Source organism: Lacrimispora xylanolytica (genome assembly GCF_026723765.1).
GTDB lineage: Bacteria > Bacillota > Clostridia > Lachnospirales > Lachnospiraceae > Lacrimispora > Lacrimispora xylanolytica.
Genome location: NZ_CP113524.1, coordinates 3300056 through 3311500, shown reverse-complemented (window position 1 = coordinate 3311500; position 11445 = coordinate 3300056). Strand labels below are relative to the sequence as shown.

The window sequence follows — 11445 nt, the reverse complement described above, 5'->3', positions numbered from 1 at the left end:
ATGATAAAAAAGCCGGTTACCTTGTTAAGCGGTTATCTGGGAGCCGGAAAAACGACTCTGTTAAACCATATATTGGAACAGGAAGGAGGGCTGCGTCTGGCAGTCATCGTCAATGATATGGGTGCTGTCAATCTGGATGCCAGACTGATACGAAGCCAGGAAGGCCTTCCTTTGGAATATCAGGTGGTGGAACTGACCTCAGGCTGCATCTGTTGCAGCCTTAAGGATGATTTTATCAGTGAGATCAGGACAATTGCCCAGAATGAGGAGATTGATGGAATCATCGTGGAGGCTTCCGGGGTCAGCAGTCCCATGAGCATTGCAGATGCATTTGAAGATGAGGGGGATGATTTTCCTGCTTATATTGACTCCATTGTATCCGTTGCGGATGGCAACCGGATATTGTCCGAATTTGTAGAGGAACTGGAAGCCGGAGCGGACAGTGACCAGGAGGAAGAGGACGTCATTAATCTTGTAATGGAGCAGATTGAGTTCAGTAATATCATCATTTTAAACAAATGTGATCTTCTTACAGAAGCAGAGAAGGAGCGGGTAGAACAAGTTATTAAAACCCTATCTCCGGAAGCAGAGCTGATAAAAACTACAGGCGGTCAGGTGCCTGTTGGGAAAATCTTTAATCGAAGGCTGTACGATTATGAGCGTTTAAGCCGTTCCAGTGCATTGTCTCAGGCACTGCTTCGTCATGAAGCCGGAAAAGAGCATGAGGATTATGGAATCAGCTCCTTTGTCTATGAACGGAGAGAACCATTTGACAATGCCCTGTTCTATGACTGGATCGAAACCTCTTATCCCAAGGATATCATCAGGGCCAAAGGATACTTATGGTTTTATCAGGAGCCAGATCAGGCTGTTTTATTTGAACAGGCAGGAAACAGCATTGCCATCACTCCCGTCTCTCCCTGGGTAGCCGCGGGCACCAAAGAGGAGCAGGAAGAAAGCTTAAAGGAGAGTCCTGAGCTTTTAGAAGAATGGGATGAGCTATGGGGCGACCGAAATAACCAGATTGTTTTTATTGGGAAAGAATTAAATGAAAAGCAAATAAAAGAAGCGCTGGATGGCTTAATTAAGCCGCCTCCTTTTTAGGAGGGTAAAAAAGGGATTCAGTGAGATTTCTCGATTGGAATAGTTCCATAATATGGGCGATAAAAAGCCATATTATGGAACTATTTTCATATCCAGATTTACCAACATTAGGAACGGGAACCAGTTTTTGCGCGCTATTCAAGGAATAACCATCATGATATACTTGATGAAACTTTAAAGGAGAAGGAAAGTCAAATGAAAAAAACGGTTATTAGAACGACACTGTTAGGCTTATCTATTTTCATGCTTGCTCTTTTCGGAGTAAGCAGTGAAAAAGATGCATATGCTGAAAATGAAACAGCACCGGCAGCAGAAGCCTCTCAAGGGGTACAGTCACAGGAAGCAGATGCAGGTAAGAACCATTTAATGGTTGGTTATTATGCAGCATGGTCTGCTTATTCTCATTATTATCCCAATCAAATTGATGCTTCCAAGCTGACTCACATCAACTATGCCTTTGCGAACATAGGACCAGATTTAAAGCTGACTCTTGGTTACCCAGATATAGACCCAGAGAATTTCCGGCTATTAAATTCCTTAAAGCAGTCTAATCCAAACCTGAAGACTCTGATTTCAGTCGGTGGCTGGAGCTGGTCTGGGAGATTCTCTGATGCAGCGCTTACGGAAGAAAGAAGAAATGCCTTTGCCGACAGCTGTGTGGATTTTATTACTACATATGGATTTGATGGTATCGATTTAGACTGGGAGTACCCGGTGGCAGGAGGACTCAACACCAATGGAAAACGCCCGGAGGATAAACAGAATTTCACGCTGCTTCTTAAGAAAATACGGGAAAAGCTGGACGAAAGAGGTGCAAGAGATCAAAAGCATTACCTGCTTACCATTGCTGGAGGTGCAGATAAATCTTATGTAAACAACGTAGAGCTATCAAAGATTGCATCCTATCTGGATTTTGCCAATATTATGACCTACGATCTTCATGGACACTGGGATACCCACACGGATTTGCTGGCCCCACTTTATCCAAACGGAGATTCCTCACCACAATATAAAACAAGTGTGGAGCAGGCAGTGGATACCTGGCTGAATGCATCGTTCCCAAAAGAAAAGCTTGTAATGGGTGTTCCATTTTACGGTTACTTATATTCCTCTGTCACCGATTCTAACCGGGGACTCTATCAAAGGTTCGGTGGTGCAAGCTCCATCAGCTACCAGGATATCAATAAGAATTACTTACATAAAGAAGGCTATACCCGGTTCGTCCATTCCCAGTCAAAGGTTCCGTGGCTCTTTAATGGCACGATTTTTATAAGCTATGAAGATGGGGAATCCGTTGGCTATAAATCGGAGTTCATCAAATCCAAAGGCCTCGCAGGCGCCATGATATGGGAGCTGAGCCAGGATCCGTCTGGTGAGCTGTTGGGCAATATGCATCGTATTCTAAATCAGTAATCTAATATATAAGGAAGCTTCTGCATCAAGGCTTAAAAAGCCAACTATGCAGAAGCTTTTTAATTTTTTTAAGCTAAATTCCTAATAAATCAAGTTTTGTTATGAAAAAAAGAATGATATAATGAGTAAAATAAGAGAATACCTGCGTATGATCGTTTATTGTTGAAACCATGATTCCAGGTCAAAGGTAGCTGCTGGCTCAAGGGAGTTCTTATGTTAAGGTTTAACAAGCAGCAAACGCATGATATTGAACAAAGCTAGATGAGGGAGGAATCGTATGAATGATCATTTCTTTGAATCGATTGTAAGAAACGCACCCATGGCATACGCATATCATAAAATTGTTCTTGATGAGGCAGGCGTTCCCTGTGATTATTATTTTCTGGATGTAAATACAGCTTATGAAACGATGAGCGGATTAAAACGGGAAGAGATCATTGGAAAAAGGGTTACTGAAGTAATGCCGGCAATTGGGGAGGAATCCCTGGACTGGATCCGCGTATTCGGAACCGCAGCCCTACAGGGGAGAAGCAAGGAGTTTGAGAGCTTTTCGGTCACGTTTGGCCGCTGGCTGCGGGTATATGTATACTCACCAGAAAAATATTATCTGATCACCAATATCACCGATATTTCAATTAAAAGAAGTCAGGTGGAAGAAGGCGGTCAGCTGAGAAAGCTTTTAAAGGAGAAAGATTCGGAGTTTCATTTTATCATAGAGAATCTTCCATTTTCCCTTGGGGTTCTACGGCTTGATGGCACCTTTCTTTATATGAATCAGGCAGGGCGAAGCTTATATGAATTTGGTGAAGCAGCTTATAGCAGGAAGAGTATTATAAAATCATTTGTAGATCCAGAAGACTGGCACCGGTTCGTAGATAAGGTACATACTTCAGGGGTGACCAGTGAATTTTATATGAATTTAAGGATGGAGTCTGGACGGGTCTTTTGGGCTATTACCATTGGCATGATCATAAAGTATCATGGCAAGAAATCCATCCTGTTATCCCAATATGATTTTACCCAGCGAATGCACATTGAGAAGGCCTTAAAAGAGAGTGAAGAGAAGTTTCGGATGATCTTTCAAAATGCATCGGAAAGTATTATGATTGTTCAAAACAAAAGGATTCAGATCTATAATCCCATGCTTTCCCAAATCCTTGGATATTCCATGGAAGAGCTTATGAATAAGCCATTTCTTGAAATTATTCATGAAGATGACCGGGCAAGGGCAAATTTAGCGAATGACAGGCGCCTGTCAGGAGAAGTACTGGAAAAAAGGATTCAGTACCGGGTAATGCACAAAGATGGGACAACGGCTTGGGTGGAGGCAAATGGTGTCCTGATTCAATGGATGGACAAGCCAGCCATTGAATATTTCCTTACGAATATTACGGAACAGAAAAAGGCGGAGGATGCTCTCAGGAACAGTGAGAAGAACCTGCAGATGATTATGGAATTTTCCTCTGATGTGACCTGGGTCTTTAATTTTAATCAGTTAAAGCTTAAATATGTCAGCCCTTCCGTCTATCATTTTTTGGGATTCTATCCAGATGAGCTTATGAAAATGGACCCGGCTCTCCTGATACCCAATGAATTCAGAGAAAAGACCAAGGAGATGCTGATCCGAAGCATTAAGGAATTTAAAGAGCATTCAGAGGTGAGCAAGACATATACCATAGAACTGCAGAATATCCACAAGAACGGAAAACGAATCTGGACAGAAATGTCCTGCAAATACCGCTACAACGATAATATGGAAATAGAAATCGTCAGCTCCAGCCGTAATATTGAAGAGCGCAAGCATGCACAGCAGGAGGTCCTTTATTTAAGCTATCACGACCAGCTGACAGGGCTCTACAATCGGCGCTTCTACGAAGAAGAATTAAGACGTCTGGATACAAAAAGCAATCTTCCTGTCACATTGATTCTCGCCGATGTCAACGGTCTAAAACTGACCAATGATGCATTTGGCCATCTGACCGGAGACAAGCTTTTAAAACGGGCGGTTGAGATCTTTCATCAATACAGCCGGTGCGATGATATCATTGCAAGAATTGGAGGCGATGAATTTGTATTTCTCCTTCCAAGGACGGAACAAGATGAGGCACAGGAAATGATAAGCCGCATGAAAACGGCTATGGCGATGGAAAACGTTGACCATGGAATATTATCAGTCTCCTTTGGTGCCTCGACAAAAACAATGGAAGACCAGGATATATTCTATATTTTCAGTGAAGCTGAGAATGTCATGTACCAGCAAAAACTAAAAGAGAGCAATTCCATGAGAAATCAGACCATTCACGTCATTATCGAACAGTTATATCGGGATAACGAAGAGGAGGAGGCTCATAACCGGAGAGTCAGTGAAATATGCAAGGAACTGGCAACAGCAATGGACCTTGGAGATGAAATCATTCATGATATCACCATTGCAGGACTTTTGCATGATATAGGTAAAATAGGGCTTGATAAAGAAATCATTTCCAAAATAGAACCCATGACAGAAGAGGAATGGACCCAATTCAAACGCCACCCGGAAAAAGGCTACCAGATCTTAAAATCCTCCGTGAAATATGCCCAGGCGGCCCAATACGTGTTAAGCCATCATGAACGCATGGATGGAAATGGCTATCCTCAGGGAATTAGAGGCAATGAAATTCCCTTTCCAGCCAGGATATTAAGTGTTGCAGATGCCTATGATACCATGATTGCTCCAAGGGGATATCATCGAAAGTGGAATCAGGAGGAGGCGGTAGAGGAGCTTATAAACAATGCCGGAACCCAGTTTGATGAGAGTGTAGTGAGGGCGTTTGTTGAAAAGGTTCTTCGTAAGTCTTTTGATCGGTGAATATTGGAGTAAATATATAGTATAAGGAGGAGGCAAATTGGGATTTAACCCAGGGATATCTATAGGAGATCAAATTAAAAATCAAGATTTGATGAGAATATTCGGTTGCAGTAATTCCAGTGGTATGCGCCGTGCAAAAAAAACAGGAACATTAGTATTGATAGCGGATGAAACAAAAGGCCTATATAGTGATAAATGGAGTGACAATGGTGTATTACATTATACAGGGATGGGCAAAACTGGAGATCAAGTATTAACCGGAAATCAAAATATTACGTTATATAATTCAAATACCAATGGGGTAGAGGTTCATCTATTTGAAGTCATGAAAAGAACCATTTACACATATCGTGGCATTGTTAAATTAGTTGAGACTCCATATCAGACAACACAAGCAGATGAAAATGGTAATATGAGAAAAGTATGGATATTTCCTGTAAAACCGATTGATGACTCTGTCGCTGCGGAAAGGTTAGAAAAAGAAATAAGTACTTTATCAAATGTTGAGCTGATTAAAAGATCAAGAATGAGTAAGCCAGATAAAACGCCTAAAAAAACCGAGGCAACGGTTTATTACCGTGATCCTTATTTAAAAGAAATGGTTAAACGGATTGCAGAAGGAAAATGTCAAAGTTGTGGCGCTGTAGCACCATTTAATGATAAGAATAACGAACCGTATCTTGAAGAACATCATGTAAAACGGTTAGCAGATGGTGGAGCAGATACGATTGAAAATGTCGTGGCAATATGTCCAAATTGTCATAGAAGGGTCCACGTATTGAATAGCGATACGGATAACATTATACTTGAGAGTGTTGCTAAGCAAAATGTAGAACGTTTCAATTGGTTGCTAGCATATGAAAAGAAACTATCTGAATGATTTTACGGAGTAAAATAATATGAAAACAATACAAGTATCTGCGGCTCTAATAAAAAAAGATAATAAAATATTAGCAACGCAAAGAGGGTACGGTGAATTTAAAGGCGGCTGGGAATTTCCAGGAGGTAAAATAGAGAAGGGAGAGACGGAGGAACAAGCGTTAATACGTGAGATAAAAGAAGAGTTAGATGTAAATATAAATATTCATTCTAAACTAACTATAGTTGAGTATGATTACTCTGAGTTTCATCTTACCATGCATTGCTATTTTTGTGAGATTGAATCTGGGGAATTGACATTAAAAGAACATAGCTCGGCAAAGTGGTTGGCAAAAGATGAATTAAATAAAATACAATGGCTACCTGCTGATAAAGAGATCATTGATACATTACTTAAAATTGTATAATCTAAGAAAAGAAAGAGTGTTCCATCATATTCTTTAATGATATGGTAGAACACTCTTTCTTTAGTAATTAGATAACCAGTTTCTTAGATGTTAAATTCCTGTGTGTAGATAATCCAAACTTGGGCACCCTTTTTTTAGCTGAAATGATACAAAATCTCATCTCATTTAAACCAATTTATAGTAAAATAAAAAAAGTCTTGACTTTGAGTTGACTCCAAGTATTATAATCGATTCACACTGAAAAGGGATATTAATTCATAAAGATTCATTTCGCATCTTATAAAAAGGAGGGCAAATATGGAATATGCAAAATTAGGAAGCTCTGGCATTGAGATATCGCGATTGTGTGTAGGCTGTATGAGTTTCGGTGATCCGGAAAGTAAAATGCATGCCTGGACCCTGGATCCATTCGAAAGTGAAGCAATTATTAAGCATGCTTTGGAACTTGGGATAAATTTTTTTGATACAGCAAACTGCTATTCCGCCGGGACCAGTGAAGAATACCTGGGGAAAGCCATTAAAAATAATATTTCCCGTGAAAAGGTTGTTATAGCAACAAAGGTCTATTTCAATGATGGCAATCTTTCAAAGGAGGCCATAGAAAGAGAGCTTGACGGTTCCTTAAAACGGCTGGGAATGGATTATGTGGATTTATTGATTATTCATCGTTTTGACTACCACACACCAGAGGAAGAGACCATGGAAGCACTTCATAGGGCGGTGCAATCCGGTAAGGTCCGCGCCATCGGAGCATCAGCCATGTACGGCTATCAATTTGCCAGACTACAAAATATAGCAGAAAAAAATGGCTGGACAAAATTTGTATCCATGCAGAATCATTACAATCTTCTTTATCGGGAAGATGAAAGGGAATTAATTCCTATCTGCAAGGAGCAGGGAGTGGTGTTAACTCCATACAGTCCTCTGGCAGCAGGAAGATTATCAAGGCCCTGGTCAGCGAATACTCTCCGCAGTCAGACAGACACAACAGCAATCGGTAAGTATGACAGCACCAAGGATTCTGATATGGGTATCGTGACCAGAGTCTCTGAATTAGCAGAAAAATATCAGTGCACCATGACCCAGATTGCTCTTGCTTGGCAGTTTACAAAAGGCGTAACAGCGCCTCTGATAGGTGCCACGAAAGCAAAATATTTCGACGATGCAGCAGGAAGCTTACAGAAGCAATTAAGCTCAGAAGATGTAAATTATCTGGAAGAATTATACATGCCCCATAAAATAGTTGGAGCATTATAAGAGGTATAAACATGACAGTAAAAGAAGTAAGTGAGAAATACAACATCCCACAGGATACCCTCCGCTATTACGAACGGATTGGAATGATTCCTAAAGTCACTCGTACGTCCGGCGGAATCAGAAACTATCAGAAAGAAGATTTAGAGTGGGTAGAGCTGGCTATATGCATGAGAAGTGCTGGTCTGCCTGTTGAAGTAATGGCCCAATACGTGAAGCTGAATCAGGAGGGAGATATCACCATACCAGATAGACTCGAGCTTCTAAAAAAACAAAGAGAAGTGCTTCACGAACAAAGAAAACAGCTGGATGCCACACTGGACCGGCTGAATTATAAAATTGAACGATATGAACATGCAGTGGATACAGGCAAGCTGTCATGGAATTAAGAAGAAACCATAGAAAATAGCAGTTTAAGAAAGCCAGGAGGAATTACATGTATTTAGAACAGATCAACCAGCCTTCCGACGTACGGAAGTTAAATAAAGAACAGCTTATAGACTTAGCAGCAGAAATGCGACTGGCACTTCTGGAAAAGCTGAGCAGACACGGAGGACATTTTGGTCCCAACTTTGGTATGGTGGAGGCAACCATTGCATTACACTATGTTTTTGATTCTCCAACAGATAAGATGGTATATGACATATCTCACCAAAGCTATTGCCATAAAATGCTCACCGGCAGAAAAGATTCGTTCCTCTATGAAGAACATTATAACGATGTAACAGGCTTTAGTAATCCGGATGAGAGCGAGCACGATTTCTTTATTCTGGGACACACATCAACATCAGTAAGCCTTGCCTGCGGTCTGGCTAAGGCAAGAGATTTAAAAGGCCAGAAAGAAAATATCATAGCAATCATCGGAGATGGTTCATTAAGCGGCGGAGAAGCGCTGGAAGGACTTGATTTTGCCCCGGAGCTTAAAAGCAACCTAATCATTGTAGTCAATGACAACGACATGTCCATCGCAGAGAACCACGGCGGTCTGTATTCAAATTTGAAGCTTCTTCGTGATACCAATGGAGAAGCAGAGTGCAACTTATTTAAAGCCCTGGGACTTGATTACCATTTTGTGAAAGATGGAAATGACACACAGAAGCTCATAGAAGCATTTAAAAAAGTCAAAGACTCCAATCATCCTGTAGTCGTTCATATCTGCACGCAAAAAGGAAAAGGATATCTTCCCGCAGAACAAGACCGGGAGAACTGGCATTACAGCGCGCCGTTTGACAAGGAAACCGGCAAACCGCTGTATTCCTCAGACCGTGAAAATTACTCCGGCTTAACTGGTGAGTTTCTCATGAAGAAAATGAAAGAAGATAAAACATTAGTTGCCATCACCTCAGGAACACCTACGGTTATGGGATTTACGGAGGAGAAAAGAAAGGAAGTAGGTTCCCAGTTCGTTGATGTGGGAATTGCGGAAGAGCATGCCGTTGCACTTGCCTCCGGCATCGCAGCCAATGGAGGCAATCCGGTATACGGCGTTTACAGCACATTTTTACAGAGAACCTATGACCAGCTGTCTCAGGATCTTTGTATCAACAATAATCCGGCTGCCATCCTTATATTCGCAGCCTCAGTCTATGGAATGAGCGATGTCACACATCTTGGTTTCTTCGACATTCCAATGATATCAAACATACCAAACCTGGTGTACCTTGCACCAACCACAAAGGAAGAGTATCTTGCCATGCTTGACTGGAGCATAACCCAAAAAGAACACCCGGTAGCAATCCGTGTACCAGGCGGTGGTATTATATCCGGCGGTGACCCTGTAGATGCAGATTTTAACAATTTAAATCAATATCAGGTAACACAAAAGGGCAAAAAAGCTGCTATCGTGGCACTTGGAACCTTTTATTCCCTTGGCAAAGAGGTGGCTGATGAAATTAAAAAGGCTACAGGCTTACAGCCAACACTCATCAATCCCAGGTTTATCACCGGAATCGATGAGAAATTGCTTGAGGAGTTAAAGGTAGACCATGAGATAGTAATAACAATCGAGGATGGAATTCTGGACGGCGGTTTTGGAGAGAAGATTACCAGATTCTATGGCCCGTCTCCCATGAAGGTATTGAATTACGGTCTGAAAAAAGAATTCCTGGATAGATATGATGTGAAGGAAGTTCTTAAAAAGAATCGGCTGACAAAGGAATTAATCGTAGAAGATATTTTGAAGCTCGCCAATCAATTGTAAAAGAAGATTGTTTATGGTAAAATGTAGAAAAAATCAGAAGAAAGGACAATCAATTATGGATCATGAAATTTTGAAATTTGTTACTGAAAAATCACAGGAATTAATGAATGCACCGTCCTGCAGCAGTGAGGCAAAAGCGGCAGCACGTACATGGCTGGACTCCGTTGGAACTGATCAGGAAGCAGTAGAGACAAAAAAATACATGGATGAGCTGGAAACGTGTATTATGCCCATTCACAGTTTAATAGGTTTTGCGGAATCTGATAAAGGAACTGAAATTCTTGGAGCTGATTTTGCAAAAAAAATACTGGGGCACGCCAAGGAAATCGAAGCTGCCGGAGCAAAATATTGTGATTGTCCGGCTTGTGCAGCAGCCGAAACAATTCTACAAAAAAAGAATGATATTCTTAAATAAAAATAACGATCAATACTCTTTAGAAAGCATCAGTCAATCATGATTGGTGCTTTTTGTTTCATTGAGAATCGAAAATTATGCACAGGCCCTGATTCCGCATTTAAAGGTTTACAAGAGTGAGGAGCTCATTTACAATGAAGCTGTAAGCATGCTATTTCACAGAGATACTGCAAAAAAGTGTAGAATAAAAACAAGGGTGGAAATGATAAATAATAGAATAAAAGGAGTATTATGTATGAGAAAACAATTCAATAAGATGACTGCAAAATTAGGTGCAATAACGATAGTGAGCCTCGCTCTCATAACTGGCTGCTCCAGTTCGCCCGGCTCTGCCAACAATACTACCTCACAGACTGCAACTGAAATGGAAAGCAGTGCTGCCACCCAGGAGCCCCTTGTTGTTGATTCTCAGTCAGAGACAGCGGTCTCAGAGCAAACCTCTTCACTGGATAAAGAAGCGGTTTCCTTCGAGACATATTTTGATTTACTTGGTACGGGTAAACAGGATTTTATCGATAAGATGAACGAGAAGCCCAATGCAATCGACGAAGGCGGTTTGGAATTTGAGAAAGCTGGAATACGAGTTTGGTTTCAAAGGAACGCTGGTACTGTCAGTCAGATATTTCTCCAGGCCAATCAGGTTGATTTTAATGGTGCCAGAATCGGTGATAAAATAGATAAATTTAAGACTGCCTTTGGAGATCCGGTCAGTGACCGGAATGGCGACATGCATTTTAAATATAAAACTGGTTATGTATCAGTGAATTATGATACACAGACTGACGATACGGTTGCCGTATATCTCTTATCAGAGGATTTCTAGAAAGATACCGTATTTTCAAATCTACTGACAGAAATTGAATCATTTCTGCACAACGTACCTTTCTTTCACTTGTATGGAATAATTCCGGTATAATAGGAGGAG

General features: G+C 41.0%; 10 protein-coding genes. All 10 read left to right on the top strand.

The genetic code is table 11. The features are described from left to right. The 10 genes from OW255_RS15465 (at nucleotide 1) to OW255_RS15420 (ending at nucleotide 11343) form a co-directional block, all read left to right on the top strand. Complete coding sequence (locus OW255_RS15465; RefSeq protein ID WP_268114581.1) at nucleotides 1-1104, top strand: CobW family GTP-binding protein; 1104 nt, start codon at nucleotides 1-3, stop codon at nucleotides 1102-1104. Nucleotides 1105-1299: 195 nt separating this feature from the next. After that, entirely contained in the window at nucleotides 1300-2517 is a 1218-nt protein-coding gene (locus OW255_RS15460) for a glycoside hydrolase family 18 protein (RefSeq protein WP_268114580.1), read from the top strand. Between the two features lie 277 nt (nucleotides 2518-2794). Then, on the top strand, nucleotides 2795-5365 hold the full coding sequence (locus OW255_RS15455) for a PAS domain S-box protein (protein ID WP_268114579.1): 2571 nt from the start codon (nucleotides 2795-2797) through the stop codon (nucleotides 5363-5365). Between the two features lie 37 nt (nucleotides 5366-5402). Further along, nucleotides 5403-6245 (top strand): HNH endonuclease, encoded by an 843-nt coding sequence (locus OW255_RS15450; RefSeq protein ID WP_268114578.1) that lies wholly within the window; start codon nucleotides 5403-5405, stop codon nucleotides 6243-6245. Nucleotides 6246-6264: 19 nt separating this feature from the next. Next, a complete protein-coding gene (locus tag OW255_RS15445; protein ID WP_268114577.1) occupies nucleotides 6265-6651 on the top strand; it encodes a (deoxy)nucleoside triphosphate pyrophosphohydrolase in 387 nt (128 codons plus the stop codon). A gap of 297 nt (nucleotides 6652-6948) precedes the next feature. After that, nucleotides 6949-7908, top strand: a complete 960-nt coding sequence (locus tag OW255_RS15440; RefSeq protein ID WP_268114576.1) for an aldo/keto reductase — start codon at nucleotides 6949-6951, stop codon at nucleotides 7906-7908. 11 nt (nucleotides 7909-7919) lie between these two features. Next, nucleotides 7920-8294, top strand: a complete 375-nt coding sequence (locus OW255_RS15435; protein ID WP_024838543.1) for a MerR family transcriptional regulator — start codon at nucleotides 7920-7922, stop codon at nucleotides 8292-8294. Nucleotides 8295-8341: 47 nt separating this feature from the next. Continuing rightward, on the top strand, nucleotides 8342-10105 hold the full coding sequence (locus OW255_RS15430; RefSeq protein WP_268114575.1) for a 1-deoxy-D-xylulose-5-phosphate synthase: 1764 nt from the start codon (nucleotides 8342-8344) through the stop codon (nucleotides 10103-10105). Between the two features lie 55 nt (nucleotides 10106-10160). Next, on the top strand, nucleotides 10161-10520 hold the full coding sequence (locus OW255_RS15425; RefSeq protein WP_268114574.1) for a molecular chaperone Hsp90: 360 nt from the start codon (nucleotides 10161-10163) through the stop codon (nucleotides 10518-10520). Nucleotides 10521-10755: 235 nt separating this feature from the next. After that, nucleotides 10756-11343: a hypothetical protein gene (locus tag OW255_RS15420; protein WP_268114573.1), complete on the top strand. Its 588-nt coding sequence runs from the start codon at nucleotides 10756-10758 to the stop codon at nucleotides 11341-11343. Nucleotides 11344-11445: the final 102 nt, after the last annotated feature.